Source organism: Clostridium sp. Marseille-P7770 (assembly GCF_902143525.1).
GTDB lineage: Bacteria > Bacillota > Clostridia > Lachnospirales > Lachnospiraceae > Pilosibacter.
On record NZ_CABFVC010000004.1, the window covers coordinates 595,704 to 619,975 of the forward strand.

Here is a 24,272-nt window from a genome sequence, read left to right on the forward strand (position 1 = left end):
TCTTTATAAAAGAAATCTCATGGAAGACTGAGACCGCCATGAGATTTCTTTCTGTCACATCCTGCAGTTTACTGGATTGCTGCCTTTACAGTATCATAAAGGCCATCGCTCCATCCAAACTGGGAACCTTTCTCATAGAAGGAAAGGCTTGCTTCTTTCCACTGCGCTCTCTCTTCGTCTGTAAGCTCTGTGAATGTTACGCCTGCATCTTCCAGTTTCTTTCTGTAGTCGTCGTTAGCTGCTTCCTGCTTCTCGTTATTGTAGAGACCAGCTTCTTCACATGTCTTGAATAACAGATCCTGCTGCTCCTGTGTTAAGGTGTTGAGGTAATCTGTTCCGATGCACCATGTTGTGAAGTTTAAGATATGTCCTGTCATAAGGATGTTCTTTGTAACTTCCTGGAAGCTCTGTCCGTATAATGTGGAGAGCGGATTCTCAACGCCGTCAAGAGTACCGTTCTGTAATGCGGTGTAAACATCACCAAGCGCCATCGGTACTGCTGTAGCTCCTAATGCATTGAAGCCTTCTACATAGATCTGGCTGTTTGCAAGACGGATCTTTTTACCTTTGATGTCTGCCGGTACAACAGCTTTGTCTTTTGTCATTAACTCACGTTCTCCATAGACCCAGTTGGAACCAAGAACGGTGAGTCCTTTATCCGCAAGCTTGCTGCACTGCTCTTTGTACCAGTCGCTGTCGATCAGTTTCCAAACCTCATCCCAGTTATCGAAGAAGAACGGTCCATAGAGGATACCAAGATCCGGAACACCGTAATCAGCATAGAAAGCGCCGTCTGCGATCGTGATCACATTCTCACCCATGACCATCTGGTCGATCAGTTTACTCTTGTTTCCGAGTGCGCTGTTTGCGAATACTTTGAGTTCCATGGTGCCATTGCTCTCTTCTTTTAAGAGCTCTGCCCATTTTTCAACAGCCTGTCCGATCGGCTCCTCGGTCGTGTTCTCAAAACCGATGTTGATCGTTACAACGTCTCCGGATGCTGCCGCTGCGGTCGTCTCTTCTGTTTTGGACTCCTCAGCTGCTTTTGTCTCTGCCGGTGCTGCGGTTGTGCTTGTGGATGCGCTGCTGCCACATGCGCTGAGTACCATGGATGCACACATTACTGCTGATACGGCTGCCATTGCTCTTTTCTTCATAAGTTTTTTCCTCCCATAAATAAAATACATTTTTACAGTTTCTGTTTAAAACTCGAATTCAGCTTTTACGATTTCCCCATAATTTTTATCGAGATCTTCAAATGCTTCTTCCGCATGATCTGCGGAATATGTTCTGGAAATCAGTTTTGTAAGATCCACAAATCCTTCGCGGACAAGTTTTAATACTGCCCGGAAATCGTCTGAGGTTGCACCTCTGGATCCATACATATTCAATTCTTTTCTCTGAACTTCCAGGAAATTGAAATCCGCATTTTTCTTCGCGACACCGATCACAACCATCTTTCCGCGGCTGACAACTGCCTTCACACAAGCTAAGAATGTTGCCGGGGCGCCAACAGCTTCCACCGTTGCGTCGAATCCGTCTCCTCCTGTGACCGTCCCGATAAATTCCGTCAGTTTTTCCGGGCTGTCATTGACAAATCCGCCGTCCAGCCCGAAATCATTGACTGCTTTTTTTACCTTTTCTTCGGCAATATCCGTGATATAAGCTTTCGCTCCGAAACTTTTTGCCGCAACACCGGCCAGGATCCCGATCGCTCCCGCGCCAAAGATCAGCACCTTGTCCCCCGGTTTTAATTCCGCTCTGGACACACCGTGGTAACTGATACAGAATGGCTCAACGAGCGCCAGCTCCTTCGGATCGATCCCTGCGCCGTCAAACAGCCGCTCGACCGGCATCGTGAAGTAGTCGCTGAAAGCTCCTTCCCTCTGGACACCCATCGTCTCGTTGTGGATGCAGGCATTCACATAACCGCGCCGGCAGGAATAACAGGTCCCGCAGTTGAAATACGGGTTTCCCGTCACCAGCATTCCTTTTTTGATCCCATATGGATTCTCGCCGACTTCCACAACCTCGGCAGCGAATTCATGTCCGATCGTACGCGGATAGCTGACATATGCGGACTGGCCGCGGTAGGAAGCCAGGTCACTTCCGCAGATCCCTCCGCAGACCATTTTCAGTAATGCCTCTCCCTGTTTTGGAACCGGAATTTCTCTTTCGGCTGTCACAGCCTTCCACGGTTCCGGAAGAACGATCGCTCTCATTTCAGATCACTCCTTATTTTACCTCTGTCATGAACTCATGCAGGAAGCGGAAGCCCCAGCCTTCGCCTTCACGCGGACGGGCAAAACCATTGTCGATAACCATCGGATTATCGATGATCGCATCGATCCAGTCAAAGCTCTCTGCGCCATACGGGTTTGCAACTGTGCAGAGAAGCGGTACATCATAGTCTTTATAGTAGTGAGGAAGTACCGGAATATTGTAAGCGTTTGCAAGTGCCGCGCTGTCTCTCCATGCTTCAACACCGCCGAGACGGATCAGATCCGGCTGCCAAAGATCAAGGGCACGTCTTCCGATCAGTTCGCGGAGAGCAACTGTGGAGTACTCTCTCTCACCCATTGCAAGGCTGACCTTTGTCTTTGAGTGGATCGTTGCATATCCTTCAAAATCTGTATTAACGACCGGCTCCTCAAACCAGAAGATTCCGAGATGTTCCACATTGCTGATCAGTTTAACGGCTGACGGAACATCCATACCCTGGTTCGCATCCATCATGATCTTCATATTCGGACCGGTTGCCTCTCTTACAAGGTTTAATCTGCGGATATCACGTTCCATATCCGGACTTCCGACTTTGATCTTGACTGCTGTAAATCCACGTTTCTGGTAGTTTACAACCTCATCAACAAGTTCCTCGTCCGTGTAGCTGATCCATCCGCCGCTTCCGTATACCGGGATCGGTTTTCTGTGGCATCCGAACATCCGGTAGATCGGCTGTCCCATGGTTCTTGCCCATGCATCCCACATTGCTACGTTTAAAGTTGCCAGTGCCCATCTCTGAAGTCCGACGATTCCGAAATACTCACTTTCGATCTCGTAATCCTTCTGGACCTGTGCGGTCTCATATACATGATAATCTTTCGCGAGTACGAAATTCTTCATATCTTTTAAGGCGCCTTCAATTGCGTTCGGGCTGTAATGGAAGCTTAAAAGATATCCCTGACCGATCACTCCGCCCTTTGTCTCAACCTCAAGAACGTAAAACGCGATCTTGCTGATATCATGAGTGGAATCTGCGATCGGATGGCTCAGTTTGCTGACAGCCTGGTAGATTCGTATATCTTTGATATATGTCTCATTTTCATTCATTTTTTCTGTTCCTCCCGTTATTATTTTGTCTTTGCTTTTGCTATGTGATATATCTATTATCATATTACACTATTTTGTGATATATTTCAATGGATTTCTGTGAATTTTCACTTGCAATTTGTCACAAAATTATATATGCTTGTTACAGCATATTTACCAAAAAGGAGGAGAATAATGGCAGAAGCATTGACAAATCAGGCATATGAATATCTCTATCGCAAGATCGTATCCTGTGAATACCTGCCGGGACAGGAACTTAATGAAAAGCAGCTTCTGGAAGAGACATCCTTTGGAAGGACACCGCTCCGCGAGGCGCTGCTCATGCTGCAGGCTGAGAATCTGATCGATATTTTCCCGCGCAAGGGAATGCGGATCACTCCTTTTACCGAAAAAAGTATCGACGATCTCTATCAGACACGTAAGCTGATCGAGCCGACTGTCTGTAGGAAATATATCTCCATGTACTCCAAGAGCAGGCTTTTAGAATATCTGAAGCAGTTTGAAAAGGCTGCCGCCGGTCCGGATTATGATGAATTTCAGATCGATACTTCTTTTCATTCCTATCTGGTCGATATCACCGGGAATGAGATCCTGATCAACCTGTATCAGTCTGTGATGATCCAGCAGATGCGCCTCGCCGTCTACGCCGCATTGAAGGATGACCAGAACCGTGTTGACAATCTTGAACAGCACCGTGCCATTATCGATGCGCTTTTAAGGGAGAATGAAGATGCCGTCCAGGACGCGATCATCCTGCACATCAATCATTCCCTGATCAAATCACTGAAAATGATGGAAAACGATAACTGACAATAAAACCAAAAGGCTGCCGCGATCCCGCATCGGATTATCCGATTCCGGATCACGGCAGCCCGTCTTTTTTGTCTTCGTTTTTAATATTCGTCCTCTTTATTACAGGATGCCAAATACTTTAAACGCTTCCGTCGCGCTCATCCCGCCTTCGATCGCACTGCGGACTTTTTTCTCACCCGCTGCTTTTTCAAACGCCTTCTCGATACATTCTTTTTCTACTTCTTTCGGAATGATCAGCACACCGTCCATGTCTCCGAACACAATGTCACCATCGTGGATCGTAACCTGGCCGATCTCGATCGTGCAGCGGAAGTCCACCACATTCGTTCTGATCGAAGAGTCCTGTGCCCAGCGTCCCCTTGCAAATACCGGGAAATTCTGTGCAAGGACCTGCGGAGTGTCACGTGTATATCCATCAAGAACTGCTCCCACAGCTCCGCGTGTCCTGGCTGTCGCCGTGAGGAGTTCTCCCCAGAGAGCGCTGTTTCCCGCTCCCGTCGCTATATAGATCTCATCTTCCTTCAGCTGGTCAAGTGCTTCCGTCAGAAGTCCAAACGGCTTTTTCTGTGCTTCATATACATTATGTTCCAGGATCGTACACGCTCTCCCGGCCAGTTTCATGTCATCTTTTAACGGCATGATCTCCGGAGGCAGGAACTGGTGATTATATCCCATGGTATCAAGGATGTCTCCTACGACCGGAGTATAGAGTTTTTCTTTCATAAGCTTAAAGAGTTCTTTGTCGTCGTTCCACTTGCTCATTGTGCACTTTCTCCTTTATTTTCTATATTATATTTGTATTATAGTGCAATATGTGATATAATTCAATCATCAAATTTGGTGTTGTGATATATCTATGTTGTGTAATTGTGACATTCTGCGCTGAAAGCTTCCGGAATGGAGTTTTTATCTTACAGTGCAGAGACTTTATTCATTTCAGGAGAATCATTATGATCATTACAAAGTTCGAGACATGGTGGGTAACCCGTGATAAATGTCTCTTCGACGAAAAACGCCAGGGCGGCGCCAAAATGGGTTGGGATGTTTTCGCGATCCGGCTGACCGCAGATGACGGAACCGAAGGGATCGCAACCTGTATGGCTGCCCGCAGCGGCGGTGTAACCGAAAGTTATCTCCACGACAGTATCGCTCCGATCCTGCTCGGACGTGATCCGCACGATCATGAGGCGATCTTTTATGAGTTGTGGAATGTTGACCGTCACGAAGCATTCTTCCCTGTATTTCTTCCGGGTCCGGTGGATGTCGCACTTTGGGATATGTGTGCAAAGGCAGCCGGTCTTCCGCTTTATAAATATATCGGCGCTTACCGCACAAAGCTTCCGGTATATGCCAGCGGAAATTTCCACGCCACTGTGCAGGAATATGTCGACGAAGCACTTTATTATAAGAGCAAAGGGATTTTAGGATACAAGGCACATCCGGGCGGACCGGTCGAATTTGACATGAAAGTCCACGAAGCTGTCCGGGAAGCCGTTGGTCCGGATTATACGCTCATGAGTGACCCGGTCGGCGAGTATACGCTGGACGATGCCATCCGTGTCGCAAGACAGCTGGAGCGGCTTGGATATGAATGGTTTGAGGAGCCGTTCCGCGATTTCGAACTTTACAAATACACCGAACTCTGCAAGACCGTAGACATCCCGATCGCCGCTACAGAGACGACCAGAGGCTGTCATTGGGGCGTTGCGCAGAGTGTGGCACAGCATGCAGCTGATATCGTCCGCGCAGATGTAAGTTGGAAGGACGGCGTCACAGGGACTTTAAAGATTGCCCACATGGCAGACAGCTTCGGATTAAACTGTGAGATCCACACAACGACCATGAATTACATGGATCTTGCAAACGTGCATGTAAGCTGCAGCATCCGGAACTGTAAATATTTCGAGTACTTTGTTCCGGAAGATAACTACAGACTTCCCATGAAAGGTGATCTGCCGATCCGCGACGGATATATCTATGTACCTGACAAACCTGGTGTCGGGGCCGAGCTCGACTGGGATCTGATCAACGAAAACTGTCACAGCTATCGCTGCCAGAGCTTATAACTACAGATCTTCGATCTGTTTTCTGATTTTGAGGAGGCATATATCATCATGAAAGAATTTGAGAGACGCACCGGTATCGTTACCGGCGGAAGCAGCGGGATCGGATACGCGATCGCAAATGTACTGGCCGAAAACGGGGCAACCGTATATGTGATCAGCCGTACCGGAAAGGAAAAAGAAGGTCTTGCGCCGTCTGCTCCCGGCGTGATCCATGTAAAGGGAGATGTCACGGATTATGATGCAATGAAAAAGCTGATCGGAGAGATCGCAGGAAAATCCGGTCTCGATTTTCTCGTAAACAATGCCGGGATCACCAAAAAGGCACGCGCGGAAGTTTTCCCGATGGATGACTTTAAAAAGATCCTGGATGTGGACGTGACAAGTCTGTTCGCACTGAGCCAGATCTGCTACCCGTATTTAAAAGAGAGCAAACATAAAGGACGCATCATCAATATCAGCAGCATGGCCGCGCATCTCGGCTTCACCGAAGTCGTTCCGTACTGCGTCAGCAAATCTGCGGTCTGCGGTCTGACACGCGGGCTCGCCATCGAGTGGGCAAACGACAACATCTGTGTCAACAGCATCGCGCCGGGCTGGTTCCCGAGTGAGATGAACAAGCAGGTCATGACTCCAGAAAGAAAAGCCGCGATCCTCGCAAGAATGCCGGTTCATGCGTTCGGCGATACCAGGGATCTCGGTGCAATGGCTAAGTTCCTGATCAGCGACGGTGCCACCTACATCACCGGGCAGGATTTCGCGGTTGATGGAGGCGCACTGGCTTACGGATATTGATCCGGTTTTGTCCGGATCGGAGATTCCACAAATTTCCCCGGTCATCAAAAAGTCCGCAGCATAAAAATTGCTGCGGACTTTTTTAGATGTATATGAGTTTTATGAAATACCTACATGAATCTGGATACTGCCTTGCGGATCTGCGGTCCTGCGATGATCGCGATGATGATCTTTGCGGTATCGCCCGGAAGATACGGGATCACGCCGACTCCGAGTCCTGCGACAAAGCTCATTCCAAGCTGGCCTGCAAGCCATGCCGTACCAAACGCGTAGCAGACTGCCATACCGAGGATCATGCCGATCACATGCATATAGATCTTTGCCGGGAACTTCTCAACGAAGAAGCCGGAGATCGCTGCAAGGAAGATGAAACCGATGAGATATCCGCCGGTCGGTCCGAGAAGCTTGCCGACACCGCCGGAAAATCCGGAGAATACCGGAAGTCCTACGGTTCCCAGGAGCAGATATAAGACATAGCTCGCTACGGAAAGCTTTGTTCCAAGAATATATGCCATAAAGAAGATCACCAGGTTTGTCAGACTGATCGGTACCGGGCTTACCGGGATCGGAAGTGCCATCGGGGCAAGAATACAGGTGATCGCTGTCATCAGCGCTGTCACCGTCATCTGTGCAGTTGACATGTGGTGTTTTGCTGCTGTGTTTTCCATTTTTATTTTCCTCCCAACATCCATCGTTTCCGCTGCCGTGATCTGAACTGTGGATCTTCTGGATTCGCATTCCGGCATATGTATCTCAAGATGGAATTGTTATGATTGACTCTTCCCATATCATACGCATGTTTCGTCCATTTGTCAACTTGTTTTTGTTTTATAGTTTACATTTCTTTGTCCCATTGTTGACAAATGCCGCCGCATCCAGATCCTTCTTCCCGGAAAAAAGTAATTTACAATCTTCTTTCATTCCATTTACCACTTCCGGAAATCGTGCTATACTCTATGGGCTGTGATCCTGAAAAAGATCATGTTCCGACACATTCAGAGGTCTTTTACAGCCACATGCAGCTGATCTCAGCCTGCACTGATCAGGATCACACCAGATCTTACACACATCCTGTTTTCGACCTGGAGTAAATCATCAGGAGGTAATTATGGCAGCAGAAAATGATCTCGGCCGTGACAATATAAAAAAACTTGTGATCCGCATCGCGGTCCCCAGTATGCTGGCGCAGTTTGTCAGCGTTCTTTACAGCATCGTTGACCGCATGTATATCGGAAACATCCCTGTTTCCGGCGATATGGCGCTCGCCGGGGCCGGTGTCTGCGGTCCCGTTGTGACGATGATCGGCTCCGTCGCATTTCTCGTCGGGATCGGCGGTGCCCCGCTTATGAGCATGAAGATGGGACAAGGCGATAACAAGGCCGCCGAACGGATCCTCGCCAACTGTTTTTTAATGCTCGCGCTGTGTTCTGTCCTCATGGTCGCCTGTATCTACCCGATCCGGATCCCGATGCTGCGGTATTTTGGTGCGAGCGACACCACACTGCCCTACGCAAACGCGTACTTTACGATCTATCTGACAGGGACCGTATTCGCGCTCATGTCAACCGGCATGAATCAGTTTATCATCTGTCAGGGATTTGCGAAAACCGGTATGTACTCCGTCATCATCGGTGCGGTGTTAAATATTGTCCTGGATCCTGTATTTATCTTCGGTTTTCACATGGGCGTCTCCGGCGCCGCGACGGCAACAATCCTCTCCCAGACGGCAAGCTGCGCCTTCGTGCTGAAAACGCTCTTCGGAAAGACTGTGCCGGTACGCATCACTTTCGGCGGTTATGACTGGCGGCTGATACGCAGGATCCTGACGATCGGCTTCACCCCATTCATCATCATCGCGATGGACAATGTCATGATCATCACGATGAACGCGATCCTTCAGAAATACGGCGGTGCGGCACGCGGCGATCTTCTCATCACCTGCGCGACGATCGCGCAGAGCTTCATGCTGGTCGTCACTATGCCTCTCGGGGGCATCACGAGCGGAACCCAGGCGGTCCTCGCTTACAATTTCGGAGCAGGAAACACCGACCGCGTAAAAGGTGCCCAGAAATATATCTTTATCTTGGCAGCGGCGTACACCACCTTGCTGTTTATCCTCGCACGCACCGTCGGCGGCCTGTTCGTCCGTCTCTTTACATCCGATCCGACGGTTGCCGCTGAGGCGCTCCGGGCGATCCGGATCTTCACGCTGGCGATCATCCCGCTGGCGTTCCAGTATGAGATCGTCGACGGTTTCACCGGGCTCGGTCAGGTGCAGGTCGCTCTGCCGCTCTCATTCTTCCGAAAGGGCTTATATTTCGTCTCCCTGTTCCTGTTGCCTGCAATGTTCGGCGCGGAAGCGGCATTCTTTGCAGAACCGGTCTCTGATATCGCCGGACCGGTCGTATCGGCCATCGTATATATCGTTTCAATGAAGGGGATCCTGGCAAAAGCCGGGAAAAACTGATTTGATCAAAAAAGCACAGGCTCTGTAGATTCCTTAGTTTAATCCATGGAATCCACAGAACCTGTGCTCTTTTTTTATTTTTACGCGCTGCTGATTTTTATGGCAGATCAGTCAGGCCGCAAGATCAGTCATCATTCTCTTCGCTCTCAGTAAGAGTATATGTGAATCTCTTTCTCGCCATCTCATCGCTCTCAAGGTACTCGTCGTAGGTTGTGATCTTATCGATCAGCTGTCCGTTGACGATCTCCATGATACGGTTTGCAGTTGTCTCTACAACCTGGTGGTCACGGGAGGAGAAGATGATCACACCCGGGAACTTCTTCATTCCGTTGTTCAACGCAGTGATGGACTCCATGTCGAGATGGTCAGTCGGCTCATCGAACATCAGCACGTTCGCGCCGGAGATCATCATCTTGGAGAGCATACAGCGCACTTTCTCACCACCGGAGAGAACTTTTACCTTCTTCACACCGTCTTCACCGGCAAACAGCATTCTTCCGAGGAATCCGCGGACATAAGTAACATCCTTTTCCGGGGAATACTGGGTCAGCCAGTCTACGATCGTATCATCGTTGTTGAACTCGGCGCTGTTGTCCTTCGGGAAGTACGCCTGAGTCGTTGTGAGACCCCATTTGTAGCTTCCGGAATCCGGCTCCATCTCGCCTGCAAGGATCTTGAAGAGTGTTGTCTTCGCGATCTCGTTCGGGCCTACAAGTGCAACTTTATCTTCTCTTCCGAGTGTAAAGGAGATGTTGTCAAGAACCTTTACACCGTCGATCGTCTTTGTAAGTCCTTCAACAGAAAGCACTTCATTACCGATCTCACGCGCCGGGCGGAAGTCGATATACGGGTATTTTCTGCTGGACGGACGGATCTCATCGAGCTCGATCTTCTCTAAGGCACGTTTTCTGGATGTCGCCTGTTTGGACTTGGAAGCGTTCGCGGAGAATCTCTGGATGAACTCCTGTAACTCTTTGATCTTCTCCTCTTTCTTTCTGTTTGCTTCCTTCATCTGCTTGATCATTAACTGGCTGGACTCGAACCAGAAGTCGTAGTTTCCGGCATAGAGCTGAATCTTGCCGTAGTCGATATCAGCGATCTGTGTGCAGACCTTGTTTAAGAAGTAACGGTCATGGGATACAACGATGACCGTGTTCTCGAAGTTGATCAGGAACTCCTCGAGCCATGCGATCGCATCGAGATCCAGGTGGTTGGTCGGCTCGTCGAGGAGCAGGATATCCGGGTTGCCGAATAACGCCTGTGCGAGGAGAACCTTGACCTTCTGCGCGCCGAGGAGGTCTTTCATCATTTTGTAGTGGAGCTCTGTCTCGATTCCGAGACCGTTTAAGAGGTTCTCAGCGTCAGACTCTGCTTCCCACCCGTTCATTGTTGCGAACTCGCCCTCAAGTTCTGCTGCCTTGATCCCGTCCTCATCAGTGAACTCTTCTTTTGCGTAGATCGCGTCTTTTTCCTTCATGATATCGTAGAGGCGCTTGTTGCCCATGATAACGGTATCAAGAACTGTATATTCGTCGTATTTAAAGTGGTCCTGCTGTAAGAAAGAAAGACGCTGGCCCGGAGTGATCACAACCTCACCGTTTGTCGGTTCGAGCTGACCGGATAAGATCTTTAAGAACGTGGACTTTCCGGCACCGTTGGCACCGATGAGACCGTAGCAGTTTCCTTCTGTAAATTTAATGTTTACGTCTTCAAATAAAGCTTTTTTGCCGACACGGAGTGTCACATTATTTGCACTAATCATTTTCTAAATCTCCTTTTGACTGACAAGGGGTACCTGTGAAATACTTACGGATCCACGTACAATGTGGATCATAACACAAAATGCGCCTTAGCGCATCCCGCGCCGGGCACAAACACTCTGCCGCAGATCGATATATCCGGGCATAATCAAAATGGCAACTGTCCACAAATCATAAAATCAAGCCGAGCAGTTACCAAAGTCCTTCTTATTCTATTAGGAAATGCCGCATTTTGCAAGGCTTTTCTTGAAAAAAGCCTGTTTTAGGGGGAAATTTTATAGAGGTGCAGAAATTTCTATCATAAAAAGAATATGCCCTGGCACATTCTCGCGCCGAGCGCGGTCGCCTGCGACATCCTTCATCTTCACGTGAGCGCGCATCTTAGGCATGCAATGCCTTTTTATTTAACAGGAAGTTCCATCGGAATTTCCTGTTAAACAAACAAAAAACCGCCGCTCCGGATATTCCCGGAACGGCAGCTCTTTGTTTTCTCTTTTATTCGAATTAGAGTTTAACTACGTTAACAGCGCGAAGCTTCTTGCTGTTCTTCGGATCCTGCTCTGTGTCGAAAGTAACCTTCTGGCCCTCTTCAAGAGTCTTGAAGCCGTCGCCTACGATTGCGGAGAAGTGTACGAATACGTCGTCGCCGCCGTTGTCGTTGGAGATGAATCCGTAGCCTTTCTCAGAATTGAACCACTTAACTGTACCGTTGTTCATTTTGGTACCTCCATAAAAAATTGAATTTTTCCGTACTAAGCCCTACTGGAAATCTCCACACATCGCTGATGGTCTTTATTTCAAAAAACTCACATGCTTTTGTAATTCATCGTATCGCGCAAATGACTTACAAAAACATGTGAGTTCAATAGTGCATCGGAATTAACTTAACAATATCACAATTCCGGTCCGGTGTCAATCGAATTTCCAAGAAACGGGCGGTCTGTTTTCCCCTTACAAACCGCCCGTTTTTCCTTATTTTCCGGCACTGTACCGCGTACGGCACACATCTGTTGTTATCGACAAAAGCCGACTCTGTCACTCGGTATTTTTGTCCTGTGACCGCACCGTCAGAACCGTCCAAATGTATCCACAAGCCATGAAAGATGGTTGATGTGATCCTGGTTCAGTTCGCCCGGTTTCATTCTCCATCTCCAGTTGTTTCCGACCGTACCCGGCGTGTTCATTCTCGCCCAGTTGTCCAGTTTCAGGATATCCTGAGCCTGGAAGATGACAACACTCGCGACAGACGCATAGGCGGTCTTCAGGACCTTGTCTACGACCTCATGCTGATGGGAGACGCCCATGTAATCCGCAATGTACTGTAATTCCCACCACTGGCGCTCTTCCGGCTTAAAATAGCCCACCAGAGTCTCATTGTCGTGGGTTCCGCCGTAAACGACAGAATTCGGAGAGTACATATGCGGAAGATGCTCATTGAAGCGGTCACCGCTGAATGCAAACTCGATGATCTTCATTCCCGGATAGCCGGTCTCCTCGAGAAGCTCCTTGACTTCCGGAACAAAGATCCCGAGGTCCTCCGCGATGATCTTCGTGTCACCGATGACCATGTTGATCGCATCCGTGAGTTTCTTTCCCGGTCCCTTTAACCATTCTCCGGTCTTTCCGTCCTCGGAACCGGCCGGGATCGCGTAATACTGGGTCACGCCGATAAAGTGGTCGATGCGGACTACATCATACAGGCGGGCGGACGCTTTCATACGCTCCTTCCACCATGCAAAATCCGTCTTTTCCTGGACATCCCAGCGGTACAGCGGGTTGCCCCAGAGCTGTCCCGTCTCACTGAAGGCATCCGGCGGAACTCCGGCAACCTTGAGCGGAGTCAGGTTTTCCTCGTCCAGAAGGAATAATTCCGGATGTGTCCAGACGTCCGCACTGTCAAGCGCCACATAGATCGGAATATCACCGATGATGGAGATTCCCTGTTCATTCGCGTATGTGCGGAGTTTTCCCCACTGCTGGTAAAACTTATACTGCAGGAATTTCCAGAAGTCGATCTCGTCCTTTAACTCCTCACGGTAGGACTCCACTGCCTCTTTTTTGCGGAAGCGGATGTCTTCCGGCCAGGCCAGCCATTCTTTATTATCAAAATGGAACTTTAGTGCCATGTAGAACGCGTAATCGTTCAGCCAGTACCAGCTGTCCATGCAGAACTTCTCGTAGCCCTGTTCCTCCCGGTACTCACTTCTCGCATACGCTTTTTTAAGCAGCGGGAAACGGTACCAGAACACTGCATCATATGCCACCTGGGTCGGATTATCGCCCCAGTAGCAGGCGTTGATCTCATCCTGTGTGAGCAGTCCCTCTTTCACTAGTGTGTCCAGATCGATAAAATACGGATTCCCCGCAAACGCGGAAAACGACTGATACGGGCTGTCCCCGTAGCTTGTCGGTCCGACCGGCAGAACCTGCCAGTATTTCTGTCTCGCTCTCTTTAAAAAGTCTACAAACTCATACGCGGCGGCACCGAATGTACCGATCCCATACGGAGACGGCAGACTCGACACCGGCATCAGAATTCCGGCTCCTCTCTCCAGCATTGTTTTCATATGTGCATCCCCCTTTTCCTGTGGAAGATCATTTCTGTCCGTTCACGCTGCGTTCCATAACAAGTGAAAACACGCTTCTCGAGTTTCCCCTTGTTATCGCGACAGTCGCCAAGGTCTCGCGCAAGCGCAGACTTTGGCTCGTTGTTCGCGTAAATAAGATTACAGCCCGGCACAGGATATGCGCAGGGCTGTGAATTGCGCGAACATGAAACATGTCTCCACGGTTTCTTTTTGTAACTCTAACGGTTTCTCTTGATCTTCTCGTCGTTCTCAAGAACCTTCTTCGCGATCATAATGAAATGAAGCTTGAAGTTATCCTCCGTATCGTTTACATCAAGACCGGTATTGATGCGCACCATATTTAAACTTGTTTTTACATCATCCTCGGACATTCCGAGCTGTCTTGCTGTCTCAGCAATATCTTCCTTGCATTTATAGTATTTTGCGAGAACGCGTTTCTCAGTCTCACCGAGCTGTTTTAATACGGTTCTGGTCAGGCGGTCGCCGAAGTTTACAACCATCTGGTTGATACTGCTGTAGATCTCCATTCCCATGTATTCAAGGATCACACGGTCTTTCTTGAAGATCTCGCCGGCTTTTACTGCATCCTGGGCATTGCTGTATGTATGCTTTATGCCTTTGATGCCGCTCTCGATCGTACCGATGCCGACACGGATCTTTCTGTCGGACTCGATCTTTTCAACTTCCTGAAGAGCAGTCTCTTTGATCTGCGGGATCAGGTCGCGCATTCCGGACTTATCTTTCATGATCAGGATCACACAGTCACCGCTGTCGCAGGTAATGATCTGTTTGCCGCCGATCTTTTTGTTGATGTCGGAGAGAGCGATGATCGCGTTTGCCGCGTCTGTGAGCTTCTCACGGTCTTCCGGTTTTACATTCATATCAGACGGATACTGGAAAGAGACCGCCATAAAGGTGTCCATATCCACGTCGAAACCAAGCTGTCTTCCAAACTGTTTTACCAGATCCTCGTCCTCGTAGTATCCGATTACGATGTCGTTAAAATAAGCTGATAATGTGATATCTGTCGTGTTTTTGTTCATGAAATACACCCCTCATTTCTATATATTCGCCGCCGCTCTTTCTGTCCCTTCACCGGATCCGTATGCGGCGGACAATGCTCTCCGGGAAAGCTTAATTATAAGAAAAATCCTCGTATTTGTCAAGATGTCTGACAATATTTCTCAGTATTGCTATGACTTTTTGCAATTTTGAAGGGTACCAGCATTAAAACCCGCCTTCAAAATAATTTTCCATGGATTATCTCATTCCAGGTGCTTTTAGTTTACATAACTTTTCAGAAAACTGCCTGCTGCTGCCGTTCTGAAATCAACTCAGCATCTCACCTATCTTTTCCAGCGTATCCGCCTCGTAATCCACATGCACCCCGGCTGTATTCTCCTGGTGGTGCGGATTGTACCAAAACGTATCGATTCCCGCGTTGTTTCCGCCACGGATATCAGAAGTCAGGGAATCGCCGATGATCAGCATATTCTCCACGTCGTTTCTGCCCATCTTTTCAAAGCAGTAATCGAAGTACTCCTGCTGCGGTTTCTGGTATCCGGATTCCTCAGAAACGTAGATTCCCTTAAACAGCTTGTCCAGGCCTGCTGCCGCGAGGCGTTTATACTGGGTCTCAGCGACGCCGTTTGTAACGATATGAAGCTCATAGCGATTCTTTAAGCCATTAAGGAGGTCCATGACTCCGTCTAAAAGAAACGCACTCTCATTTAATGTCTGGCGGTACAATCCATCGACCTCAGCGCCATTTACCTTGATTCCGAAGTCACTGAAGAAATCCTCAAATCGCAGGCTTAACACCTGCTCTCTCGTGATCTCACCGCGCTCTAACTTCTGCCAGTAGCTTTTGTTCAGATGGTGGTACTTCTGCATGTTCTCCTCTGTAGCCGGTACGCCAAAGTGGGTGAGTACCCGCTCGATGCCGATCTTCTCCGCCTTGTCGAAATCCAGAAGTGTTCCATCCACATCAAAAAGAAGCACCTGGTATTTTTTCATGACTTGTTTTCTCCTGTTCTTTATTTCTCACAATTCTCAGCTTTATCTTCTCCTGCATTGCTGAAAACAGCTGCCCCCCGGCTCCCAGCCCCAACCGGATTCTCTGAGTCTTATCAGCCCGATGCCAGGGAGCTCTGCTGTATGTTCTTAATCCTTGTATACAATATTTCCGCCGCAGATCGTATACTTCACACGGCCGAAAAGCTTTGTTCCGATAAACGGCGTGTTGTGGGACTTGGACGCGATCTCGTCATCTGTAACGGTCCATTCCTCGTTCTCATTAAAGATCACGATATCCGCATCTTTGCCCTCCGCGAGATATCCCTTATCAAAATGGTATAATTTCGCCGGATTCACGCACATCTTCTCCACAAGCTGCATGGTGGTCAGGTGGCCTTTCTTCACAAGTTCTGTCACCGCAAGGCCAAGCGCCGTCTCAAGACCGATGATTCCGCTCGGAGCTTTCCATACCGGAAGAACTGCCTTTTCCTCCGCGCTGTGCGGAGCGTGGTCGGTGGCAATCATATCGATGGAGCCGTCCTTGATCCCTTCAATAATTTCCTCGCGGTCCTTCGCGGTTCTAAGGGGCGGGTTCATCTTCGCCATTGCGCCATGTTCTAAAACAGCGGTCTCATCTAATGTGAAATGGTGAGGTGTGACCTCCGCTGTCACGTTTGCTCCAAGCTCTTTCGCAAGCTTCACAGCCTTTACAGATGTGGCGGAGCTGATATGCTGGATATTGACTGATGCGCCTGTGTGCAGGGCGATCATGCAGTCACGGGCCACGAGAGAATCCTCGGCAAGTGCCGGGGAACCTGTGATTCCAAGCTCTTTTGCGACTGCACCTGCGTTGATTCCGTTCTCGGAGATGAATGCCGGGTCTTCCTCATGGAGGCTCAGCGGTACATTTAACTCTTTCGCCTTCTTCATGGCCTCGTAGACGAGTTTCTCGTTCATCAGCGGGATTCCATCGTCTGTGAATCCAACGGCTCCTGCTGCCTTTAAGGCATCCATATCCGTGAGTTCCTGACCCTTCATTCCAACGGAAACGCAGGCGGCCGGAAGAACATTGATGCCTGTCTTCTTTCCTTCTTCGATGATATATTTTACGGTCTCCACATTGTCTACCGGCGGTTTTGTATTTGCCATGGTGACAACCGTTGTGTATCCGCCCTTTTTCGCTGCGGCGGAACCTGTCTGGATATCCTCTTTGTATGTAAGTCCCGGATCGCGGAAGTGAACATGGACGTCAATGAGGCCCGGCGCTACGACACAGCCGTCTGCGTCGATCACCTGCTCATAGCTTCCATCATCTTCCACTTTTCCGATGGTCTTTATCTTTCCGCCATCAATGACAACGTCCAGGATCCCGTCGGTATTGCTCTTTGCGTCTACTACTCGTCCGTTTTTAATCAGAATCATCTTAGCTCCTCCTGTTTTATCTGTTTCTATGTTTCCTATCTCTGACCGGCTGCTATTTTTCCAGTGAGAACAGTTTCCGTCATTTCTGCCTGGTGTGTGAATTTTTCATATATCTGGCTGTCGGACCTTTTCATTATTTTCTCGTCGGCACAATCTCCAGCCAGTAATTATCCGGATCTGTGATAAAGTAGATCCCCATCTTCTCATTTTCAAAGCAGATGCACCCCATCTCTTTGTGCTTTGCGTGAGCCGCCTCGAAATCATCTACCCGGAATGCAAGATGGAACTCGTTGTCTCCAAGATCATAGTGATCCTTCTCCCAGTCCCTGAGCCATGTGAGCTCTAACTGGTGCGGTGTCACGCCGTCTCCGAGATAAACCAGGATAAAGCTCCCATCCGCTGCTTCTTTTCTTCTTACTTCCTTTAATCCAAGCGCTTCCTCATAGAATTTTAAGGACTTGTCAAGATCTGTAACGTTAAAATTGTTGTGCGCAAATGTGAATTTCATGGTGTTCTCCTCTCAATTTATACTTGTTTCCACATTACGGTGTCGGGGACAAAAGAATCCCTGTATAATTATGTAAAATATCATCCGGCTGGATTGCGTCCGATACCATGGAAATTTCAAGCTTATACTCTGTTCCCTCTTCGCCAATCGAGCCATGTACCGGTACATACCGGTCAAAGCAGACATTTTGTTTTTTCTTTGTTGTGACAATTAGAGCAACATACTCTTCGGTTGTCAGAAGCTTGTAGTAAACATCTTCTTCCGGGAATGTATTTCTCGCCCGGTCGATCATATCTGCATAGCTGTAATTTTCTGATCCATCAGCAGGACCGGGCCTTTTTTCGTTGATCGCAGCCTGCAGTTTTTCTAAAACAGCTGCCGTTCTTGCCTCATTTTTCCTTTGTTCGATTTCTGACGCAATACTCACCTGCAGTGAAATGATCAGCACGATTCCTGTCATGCCGGCTATGGTCGTCAACCATATAGCGCTTATCTTTGATTTCTTTCTCTTCTCTTCCTCTCTTGTAAGCCGGATACAGGAAAATTCTTTTACAAAGGAGAACTGATTTTCATTTCCGTAAGCAATAATGGCATCTATTGTGTCATATCCCTCTTCAACACTGTACTTTCTCCAGACATCATGCTCTGAATAAAACTTTTCCAGCCTGTCGTAGAAACGCAGAAACCATCCCGTGTACCGCTTCCTTCGAATGAAAAATACGCTGATTCCGCCAATAAGGATCGCAAAATATCCGACTCCTATCACCCCGTAATAAAGACCTTCTATTTTCGATACCTGTTTTTCCGGCAGTATGGCAAGGAAATGATACTCACCATCCGTTTCCTTCTCCCAGTATGTCTGAAGCCTGTTCCCATAAGAATATTTTACCGGATCCATTCCAAGTTCCGCAAGTGTATACTGTACATGCTCACCTTTATTCGGATCTTTCAGACGCAATGACTGTCCATCTTCCTGTACAACTGCGATGACATTCTTTTTTCCTGTGAGTTTATAGCCTGTTATGCTCTGAAAAGGATCATACAGCCCAGCGCCGAAAAACCATGCCACTGATAAAATCATATAAACAACGAATAGTGTTAAGAGTTCTTTCCACACGTTATATTTCAATGACTTCTCTATCATTTCTTTTTCGTACTCAGGAATTTCAGGTAATGTAATATACCAGGAAGCAAACCGTTCTCTTTTCGCTTCTTCATCCTGCACTTTTCTGATATTCATCGAGGTCGCAGGCTGCATTTTATTCCCCCTCTCAGATTTCCCAGCTTTCTCCCTCTTCATGGATCTCCGCGATTCTGTCACGGTATCCCGCCGAACATGGCATTTTTTTCAGCCGCTCCGCCACATCGTATTCCCCCCAGAAGTGCATCGGGAAAATACGCTTCGCGTCGACTTCCTTCACGAAATCATCGATTCCCAAGTAAAAATACTCGCCGAGTCTCGGATCCAGCGGCAAAAACGCAATATCCGCCGTCCGCCCGTGCATCTTCGAGATCTCTTTCTGGTACGCCTTCGTCATGTTCTTATTCCACTGCGGATCTTCCCCATCCCAGTACCAGTGATTCAGGTCGCCTGCATGGTAGATCTCCAGCCCATCCACACTGCACCAGAACGCGACGCCCTCATCCGTAGACTTAAATCCCTCGACCTTCAGCGTCCCATCATCCAGCACCTGTCCCGGATTTAAAAATTCTGTCTTTCCTTTACAAGATTCCGGAACCCGCTTACTCCAGATATCAAATGCCAGAATATAATGGATCTTCGGATATTTCTCCTCCAGTTCAAAGATCACCTTTGAAAAGTGGTCCGGGTGTCTGTGGCTGGCGAACACATAGAGCGGCTTCTGCTCAGAAAGCTCCGGAAGCTTTCCCTGAAAATAGTCAAACAATAGATATGCCGATTCCGTCTCCACAAGAAATGCGCTGTGATGAATGTATGTGATCTTCATGTCTTAAAACCTCTTTCCGCACTTCGGGCAATATTCAAAATTTTCCTTCGTCTCGTAGCCACAGTTTGAACACCGCTTCACCGGCACATCCCAGGCCGGAGCATCATGCCCCTCGGAGACAAGGGTAAGGTCTTCCTCCCGGATTGGCACATCCTCTCCCACAGCGATCCGCTTCCCGACTTCCTCGTCCAGCTGGTAAACGGTCCCGCAGCAGCTTGTCTTCACATAATATTTCCGTCCCCATTTAAAGATTGGAATAAAGAAAAAGGACAGGCACATATAGGTCATAAACACCTGATACCGTCCATATCTCCCGCAGCGGCCACAGATCATCGCCGCCGCGTTATAAACAAGCTCTTTTGTCCCCTGAGTAATTCCGCCAATAAAAAACATTGGGTTCCTCCAGTCATTTTATTTTAATAGCCTAAATTTTCCCCAACGATCACAACCTTGATCCGTCCGTCATATCGGGATCTCCGTGTAACAACGATCGAACAGCACATGCAGTCGGGGGACTGGCAGTCCATGCAGACTCCCTTTACACCACATGGCGTTTTCCGTCCGGTAGCATCTGCAATGATCGGACAGGCCTGCGTCTGGATCCGGTCGATCCCATCCTCAATACTCCGCACTATCTTATTCATTCCGACAACAATGATCACCTGTCTGGGTCCATGAATCAGACAGGCCACACGGTTTCCCGCACCGTCAATATTGACCAGTTCTCCTTTTACGGTGATCGCATTCGTTCCCATAAGGAAACAGTCTGCACTGCAGGAGCCGAGATAGGACGGATTTCCCATCGTCTCTTTATCTTTCATCGGGTAATCCCGCATCTCATGTCCGGATTTTTCCAATTCAGCCAGAATCCCCAGCTCCCGGATCGATGTCGAGCCGCCCCAGCCGATGGAAGCACCGGGTTCGATCAGCGAGAGAATCGTTTCCACTGCCTCTTTCTTATCCCGGCAATAGATCCCCTCCATATTTCTTTTTTTCAAATTACAGATGACATTTTCTGCCATCCGTTTTTTTGCGTCCTCCAGCATTGTATCTCTCCTTTACAACTGCCTGACCATCGTTTTGCCGATGCTTCGCATTCCGGATCGGCAAAATCCACCGCTGTATTGAGCGGAATTTTCAGTTCGGAAATTCCGATCCGTATACAGCAACCACTTTCTCAGTGCTAATTGTAGCATACTATTCCCATATCTTGCAATTCCTGCTCAAATATTTTATACTGGAATCCATCGGCATGTTACTGTTCGTGCCTTGCGCAAACAGTGGCACCGGCGTCCATCCGCCCCGCTGCGTGACTACCCGAAACACAATTTTATGAAAGAGGAAAATATTTTGAGTATAAACCCAATGATGTTTCTGCAGTTCAAAAATTCCTGGCAGACCTTTACCAGAAACCACCCGAAATTCCCGGCTTTCTGGCGTGCGGTCTACAAACATGGCATTCAGGAAAACATGATCATCGAATTTAAGGTTATCGAACCGGACGGCAAAGAACTTGCCTCCAACATCCGCGTGACAAAATCCGATCTGGAACTTTTTGAGAATCTGAAAAAAATGATCACAGACCAGTAAGTCTTTTTCTTGCAATTCGTGTACGAGTATTCTATACTTTATATGTCAGTGTCCGGCAGGATAACGCCGCGCTGATCACACTTTCCCGGTTTAAATCCCGGATCTTCGCTGTCACTGTCAGGATCTCCGGTATTGTAAACTGTGGTATTTATTTAATCATGGAGGACTAACTTATGCTGGAAGCTGGAATAAAAGGAAGACAGGAAGTTGTTGTCTCTGACGCAAACTCCGCAAAAACAATGGGAAGCGGCACACTCGACGTGTTCGCAACACCGGCTATGACCGCTTTAATGGAAAAAACTGCCTGGATGAGCGTTGCTGATCAGCTCGACGAGGGCTGCGGTACCGTAGGCACACTCTTAAACGTAACACATGACGCGCCGACACCGCTTGGAATGACCGTATGGTGCGAGACTGAACTTGTCGAGGTAGACGGACGCCGTCTCGTCTTCGATGTTGCCGCTTACGATGCCAAAGGAAAGATCGGCGGAGGCCGCCACGAGCGCTTCATTATCCAGAATGAGAAGTTTCAGGCGAAAGCGAATAAGAAGGCTGAGCAGTAATTTTTCTTCCGTCAGACTGAAATATGCAATTCATTTTTACCACCCGCTGGAGCTTCCTGCCGGGTGGTATTTTTGATACCTGTAGTTCCCGCATTTTGCATCGAACTTCAAATACTTTCCCGCTTTATCCGGGAACTATTTCATACATCTTTATGGAGACTTTATGATCACAAAAGCTTTAAAAAACTTCAACATCCGCCAGATTGCCGACTCCGGCCAGTGTTTCCGCATGGTTCCGTGTGATCCGAATCGTTCACAGACGGCTTATCGGGTCATCAGCAGCGGACATTTTCTTATTGTGGAGCAGCATGGGGAAGAAGTAACTTTCCACTGTCCTGATGATGAATTTACTTACTGGGAGTATTATTTCGACATTGGAACAGATTATGATGCTTATATCCGTGCTATTGATCCTGCAGATGAGTATCTCGCGAAAGCAGCCTCTTTCGGAAGCGGAATACGGATCTTAAATCAAGATCTCTGGGAGATGATCATTACGTTTATTATCTCACAGCAGAAAACGATTCCGGCGATCCGGGCATTGGTGGAAGCGCTAAGCGAAAAATATGGAACACGGCATAAAATTCCGTCAGAGTGCAATTTCCGTACCCACACGTCAATTCTGCCCAACGTGCAGTTTTCCGATATATCCGCAGGGCAGCATGCTTCTGCGACTTTTCAGAAACAGTTATCTGCATCCGCCGCACCAGCAATCACAGATCCTTCATCCGGATATTATTATGCTTTTCCATCCCCTGAAGAGTTAAACCGCGCCTCTCTGGATGATCTTCTCGCCTTAAAGCTCGGCTACCGCGCCAGGTACATCAAGCGGACCTGCGAGGACATCTGCTCCGGAAAGCTGGATCTTGACCGCCTGCGAGGGATGAACTATGCGGACTCCATGGAAGCTCTTCTTTCCTGCTATGGAATCGGCGTCAAGGTCGCCAACTGCATCTGCCTCTTCGGCCTGCATCATATCGGCGCTTTCCCGGTAGACACCTGGATCAAAAAGATCCTGCTACGGGAGTATGCCCCGAAAAGCCACTGTACCGGACATGTCCCGGAAACGCGGCTCTGCGAGGCGCTGATCGCGGAGAACTTCTCGAAATATCCGGGATTTGCAGGTGTGCTGCAGCAGTATATCTTCTTTTATGAGAGAGAATTTTCGCAGAAAATACTGCAGGATACGAACGGAATCAAATATAACAGGTGATTCCATCGAAATTTCCTGGTGAATAAAAAGCCACCGGAATGGTAACTTTCGTTCTTCATTCCGATGGCTCAACAATCGCTCTATTTACTCTTCTCAGTGTACTCTTTCTGTGCGCTGATACCGATAATTTCTATCTCTTATTTGATCTCATCCGCAATGTCATAGATCAGCTTCTCCGTATCATCCCATCCAAGACATGGATCCGTAATGGATTTTCCATAAATATGCTCGCCGATCTTCTGGCTGCCCGGCTCTAAGTAACTCTCGACCATAACACCCTTGATGAAGTTGTGGATCTCCTCCGAGTGACGACGGCTGTGAAGAACTTCCTTCACGATACGGATCTGCTCCATGTAGCGCTTGTTGGAGTTGGAGTGGTTTGCATCGACGATGCAGGCCGGATTTAAAAGCTCCCGCTCCTGATACAAGCTGTAAAGAAGCTCCAGATCCTCGTAGTGATAGTTTGGCAGACACTGGCCATGTTTGCTGACTGCACCTCTTAAGATCGTGTGGGCAAGCGGGTTGCCCTTTGTCTCAACTTCCCATGTACGGTAGATGAAATCATGACCATGCTGTGCTGCATAAACAGCATTTAACATAACACCAAGATCACCGCTGGTCGGGTTCTTCATTCCCACCGGGACATCCATGCCGCTGGATACAAGGCGGTGCTGCTGGTTCTCAACGGAGCGCGCGCCGATAGCAACATAGGAAAGTACATCGGAAAGGTAGCTGTAGTTCTCCGGATACAGCATCTCATCGGCTGTCGTGAATCCATAATCCTCGATCACGCGCATATGGAGCTTGCGGATTGCAACAAGTCCTTCGTACATATTCGGCTTCTTCTCCGGATCCGGCTGATGGAGCATTCCCTTGTATCCGCCGCCGGTGGTACGCGGTTTGTTCGTGTATACACGCGGTACGATCACAAGTTTATCCTTTACCTGCTCATTAACCTTCGCAAGGCGGCTCATATACTCGCATACAGCGTCCTCGCGGTCCGCGGAACATGGTCCGATAATTACAAGGAACTTTTTGCTCTTTCCTGTGATAACATCTGCAACCTCTTTATCTCTTGCTGCTTTTAATTCCACGCACTCCGGTGTCAGCGGGAACTCCGCCTTGATCTGTGCCGGTGTCGGAAGTAAACTTTTGTAATTGAATGACATGATCTTCT

24 protein-coding genes are annotated in these 24,272 nt (G+C 48.4%); 7 read left to right on the plus strand and 17 right to left on the minus strand.

Features of this window, described 5'->3' with window-relative positions; all coding sequences use genetic code 11:
* Positions 1 to 68 precede the first annotated feature (68 nt).
* Genes FN001_RS12615 through FN001_RS12625 form a run of 3 tightly spaced genes read right to left on the minus strand, consistent with a single transcriptional unit; the run spans position 69 to position 3,330 of the window.
* Positions 69 to 1,157, minus strand: a complete 1,089-nt coding sequence (locus FN001_RS12615) for a C4-dicarboxylate TRAP transporter substrate-binding protein (RefSeq protein WP_118650776.1) — start codon at positions 1,155 to 1,157, stop codon at positions 69 to 71.
* A gap of 45 nt (positions 1,158 to 1,202) precedes the next feature.
* A complete protein-coding gene (locus FN001_RS12620; RefSeq protein WP_142412063.1) occupies positions 1,203 to 2,222 on the minus strand; it encodes an alcohol dehydrogenase catalytic domain-containing protein in 1,020 nt (339 codons plus the stop codon).
* A gap of 13 nt (positions 2,223 to 2,235) precedes the next feature.
* Complete coding sequence (locus FN001_RS12625; protein WP_118298400.1) at positions 2,236 to 3,330, minus strand: mandelate racemase/muconate lactonizing enzyme family protein; 1,095 nt, start codon at positions 3,328 to 3,330, stop codon at positions 2,236 to 2,238.
* Positions 3,331 to 3,504: 174 nt separating this feature from the next.
* Between FN001_RS12625 and FN001_RS12630 the strand changes: the two genes are divergently transcribed.
* Positions 3,505 to 4,140 carry a GntR family transcriptional regulator gene (locus FN001_RS12630; protein ID WP_118298401.1) on the plus strand — a complete coding sequence of 212 codons (636 nt, stop codon included), beginning with the start codon at positions 3,505 to 3,507 and terminating at the stop codon, positions 4,138 to 4,140.
* 102 nt (positions 4,141 to 4,242) lie between these two features.
* Here FN001_RS12630 and FN001_RS12635 read toward each other — a convergent pair whose 3' ends face one another.
* The gene (locus FN001_RS12635) at positions 4,243 to 4,905 is read right to left on the minus strand and encodes an RraA family protein (protein WP_118298402.1); all 663 of its coding nucleotides are present in this window, start codon (positions 4,903 to 4,905) and stop codon (positions 4,243 to 4,245) included.
* Positions 4,906 to 5,093: 188 nt separating this feature from the next.
* Here FN001_RS12635 and FN001_RS12640 point away from each other — a divergent pair, with 188 nt between their 5' ends.
* The gene (locus tag FN001_RS12640) at positions 5,094 to 6,209 is read left to right on the plus strand and encodes an enolase C-terminal domain-like protein (RefSeq protein ID WP_118298403.1); all 1,116 of its coding nucleotides are present in this window, start codon (positions 5,094 to 5,096) and stop codon (positions 6,207 to 6,209) included.
* A 48-nt stretch (positions 6,210 to 6,257) separates the two neighbouring features.
* Positions 6,258 to 7,001: an SDR family NAD(P)-dependent oxidoreductase gene (locus FN001_RS12645; protein WP_142412064.1), complete on the plus strand. Its 744-nt coding sequence runs from the start codon at positions 6,258 to 6,260 to the stop codon at positions 6,999 to 7,001.
* Between the two features lie 110 nt (positions 7,002 to 7,111).
* Here the strand turns inward: FN001_RS12645 and FN001_RS12650 are convergent, their stop codons facing one another.
* The gene (locus FN001_RS12650) at positions 7,112 to 7,669 is read right to left on the minus strand and encodes a biotin transporter BioY (RefSeq protein ID WP_142412065.1); all 558 of its coding nucleotides are present in this window, start codon (positions 7,667 to 7,669) and stop codon (positions 7,112 to 7,114) included.
* 440 nt (positions 7,670 to 8,109) lie between these two features.
* On the opposite strand from FN001_RS12650, the gene FN001_RS12655 reads away from it, so the two are divergent.
* On the plus strand, positions 8,110 to 9,468 hold the full coding sequence (locus tag FN001_RS12655) for an MATE family efflux transporter (protein WP_142412066.1): 1,359 nt from the start codon (positions 8,110 to 8,112) through the stop codon (positions 9,466 to 9,468).
* 124 nt (positions 9,469 to 9,592) lie between these two features.
* Here FN001_RS12655 and FN001_RS12660 read toward each other — a convergent pair whose 3' ends face one another.
* The 11 genes from FN001_RS12660 to FN001_RS12710 all read right to left on the minus strand — a co-directional run bounded on the left by FN001_RS12660 (position 9,593) and on the right by FN001_RS12710 (position 20,775).
* On the minus strand, positions 9,593 to 11,230 hold the full coding sequence (locus FN001_RS12660; protein ID WP_118297534.1) for an ABC-F family ATP-binding cassette domain-containing protein: 1,638 nt from the start codon (positions 11,228 to 11,230) through the stop codon (positions 9,593 to 9,595).
* Between the two features lie 502 nt (positions 11,231 to 11,732).
* Positions 11,733 to 11,945, minus strand: coding sequence for a cold-shock protein (locus FN001_RS12665; protein ID WP_015552243.1), 213 nt, complete (start codon positions 11,943 to 11,945; stop codon positions 11,733 to 11,735).
* A gap of 350 nt (positions 11,946 to 12,295) precedes the next feature.
* On the minus strand, positions 12,296 to 13,795 hold the full coding sequence (gene malQ, locus FN001_RS12670) for a 4-alpha-glucanotransferase (protein ID WP_142412067.1): 1,500 nt from the start codon (positions 13,793 to 13,795) through the stop codon (positions 12,296 to 12,298).
* 239 nt (positions 13,796 to 14,034) lie between these two features.
* A complete protein-coding gene (locus tag FN001_RS12675; protein WP_142412068.1) occupies positions 14,035 to 14,859 on the minus strand; it encodes a hypothetical protein in 825 nt (274 codons plus the stop codon).
* Between the two features lie 286 nt (positions 14,860 to 15,145).
* Positions 15,146 to 15,832 (minus strand): YjjG family noncanonical pyrimidine nucleotidase, encoded by a 687-nt coding sequence (locus FN001_RS12680; protein WP_142412069.1) that lies wholly within the window; start codon positions 15,830 to 15,832, stop codon positions 15,146 to 15,148.
* A gap of 147 nt (positions 15,833 to 15,979) precedes the next feature.
* Positions 15,980 to 17,254: a dihydroorotase gene (locus tag FN001_RS12685; protein WP_185911923.1), complete on the minus strand. Its 1,275-nt coding sequence runs from the start codon at positions 17,252 to 17,254 to the stop codon at positions 15,980 to 15,982.
* 133 nt (positions 17,255 to 17,387) lie between these two features.
* On the minus strand, positions 17,388 to 17,762 hold the full coding sequence (locus tag FN001_RS12690) for a VOC family protein (protein WP_015552238.1): 375 nt from the start codon (positions 17,760 to 17,762) through the stop codon (positions 17,388 to 17,390).
* Positions 17,763 to 17,796: 34 nt separating this feature from the next.
* The gene (locus FN001_RS12695) at positions 17,797 to 19,020 is read right to left on the minus strand and encodes a hypothetical protein (protein WP_142412070.1); all 1,224 of its coding nucleotides are present in this window, start codon (positions 19,018 to 19,020) and stop codon (positions 17,797 to 17,799) included.
* 13 nt (positions 19,021 to 19,033) lie between these two features.
* Positions 19,034 to 19,729, minus strand: coding sequence for an MBL fold metallo-hydrolase (locus FN001_RS12700; RefSeq protein ID WP_142412071.1), 696 nt, complete (start codon positions 19,727 to 19,729; stop codon positions 19,034 to 19,036).
* 3 nt (positions 19,730 to 19,732) lie between these two features.
* Positions 19,733 to 20,122 (minus strand): zinc ribbon domain-containing protein, encoded by a 390-nt coding sequence (locus FN001_RS12705; protein ID WP_142412072.1) that lies wholly within the window; start codon positions 20,120 to 20,122, stop codon positions 19,733 to 19,735.
* A 23-nt stretch (positions 20,123 to 20,145) separates the two neighbouring features.
* Positions 20,146 to 20,775, minus strand: a complete 630-nt coding sequence (locus tag FN001_RS12710) for a lactate utilization protein (RefSeq protein WP_142412073.1) — start codon at positions 20,773 to 20,775, stop codon at positions 20,146 to 20,148.
* Positions 20,776 to 21,079: 304 nt separating this feature from the next.
* On the opposite strand from FN001_RS12710, the gene FN001_RS12715 reads away from it, so the two are divergent.
* From FN001_RS12715 to FN001_RS12725, 3 genes are all read left to right on the plus strand, one after another.
* A complete protein-coding gene (locus FN001_RS12715; RefSeq protein ID WP_242990583.1) occupies positions 21,080 to 21,319 on the plus strand; it encodes a hypothetical protein in 240 nt (79 codons plus the stop codon).
* 173 nt (positions 21,320 to 21,492) lie between these two features.
* Positions 21,493 to 21,882 carry a thioesterase family protein gene (locus tag FN001_RS12720; protein ID WP_142412074.1) on the plus strand — a complete coding sequence of 130 codons (390 nt, stop codon included), beginning with the start codon at positions 21,493 to 21,495 and terminating at the stop codon, positions 21,880 to 21,882.
* A 163-nt stretch (positions 21,883 to 22,045) separates the two neighbouring features.
* Positions 22,046 to 23,095 (plus strand): DNA-3-methyladenine glycosylase family protein, encoded by a 1,050-nt coding sequence (locus FN001_RS12725; RefSeq protein WP_142412075.1) that lies wholly within the window; start codon positions 22,046 to 22,048, stop codon positions 23,093 to 23,095.
* A gap of 137 nt (positions 23,096 to 23,232) precedes the next feature.
* Here the strand turns inward: FN001_RS12725 and FN001_RS12730 are convergent, their stop codons facing one another.
* Positions 23,233 to 24,264 (minus strand): 3-deoxy-7-phosphoheptulonate synthase, encoded by a 1,032-nt coding sequence (locus tag FN001_RS12730; RefSeq protein WP_015552230.1) that lies wholly within the window; start codon positions 24,262 to 24,264, stop codon positions 23,233 to 23,235.
* Positions 24,265 to 24,272 lie beyond the last annotated feature (8 nt).